1 protein-coding gene is annotated in these 239 nt (G+C 61.9%); it reads left to right on the top strand.

Features of this window, described 5'->3' with window-relative positions; all coding sequences use genetic code 11:
* Positions 1–39: 39 nt before the first annotated feature.
* Positions 40–239, top strand: a 200-nt coding sequence (locus V6260_RS19700; protein ID WP_425355717.1) for a CDC27 family protein, incomplete at its 3' end; no start/stop codon positions are given.

Genomic DNA, 239 nt, shown 5'->3' with positions numbered 1-239 from the left:
CCGAAGGTCCCCGCATCTGATCCAACGCCGACCCTCCCAATGCGCCTGCGACGGTGGATGCACGATGCCATGAAGCAGCACATGTATGGGACAGCCATCTTCTGGGGCCAGCAAGTGGTGGCGCTGGAAACGAGAGAAGCCGCCTATAATCATGCCTACTGGCTGGCGCAGGCCTACTTTCTTCCGCACCAATACGACCGCGCCGAGCAGCTTCTCACGACGCCGCTCCGATGCGGTGC

Source organism: Pseudoalteromonas aliena, from assembly GCF_038155085.1.
GTDB classification, from domain to species: Bacteria; Pseudomonadota; Gammaproteobacteria; order Enterobacterales; family Alteromonadaceae; genus Pseudoalteromonas; species Pseudoalteromonas aliena_A.
The sequence above is the reverse complement of the archived record's forward strand: the minus strand, read 5'-3'. Positions and strand labels throughout refer to the sequence as shown.